Genomic DNA, 506 nt, shown 5'->3' with positions numbered 1-506 from the left:
GGCGACACGGGCGCAACCGGTGATACCGGGCCGACTGGCGACACGGGCGCGACTGGTGACACCGGGCCGACCGGGGACACGGGCGCAACTGGCGACACGGGCGCAACTGGCGATACCGGACCAACTGGTGATACCGGACCGACTGGCGACACCGGACCGACTGGTGACACGGGCGCAACTGGCGATACTGGGCCGACTGGCGACACCGGACCGACTGGCGACACGGGCGCAACTGGCGACACCGGACCGACTGGCGACACTGGTGCGACTGGCGATACCGGACCGACTGGCGACACCGGCGCAACTGGTGATACTGGGCCGACTGGTGACACGGGCGCAACCGGAGACACCGGACCGACTGGCGACACGGGTGCAACTGGCGATACCGGGCCGACTGGCGACACGGGCGCAACCGGAGACACCGGAGCGACTGGGGACACTGGCGCAACTGGCGACACCGGACCAACCGGCGATACCGGACCAACTGGCGACACGGGCGCAACTGG

The organism is Paenibacillus pinihumi DSM 23905 = JCM 16419 (assembly GCF_000422505.1).
GTDB lineage: Bacteria > Bacillota > Bacilli > Paenibacillales > Paenibacillaceae > Paenibacillus_D > Paenibacillus_D pinihumi.
This window is presented reverse-complemented; position numbering follows the sequence as displayed.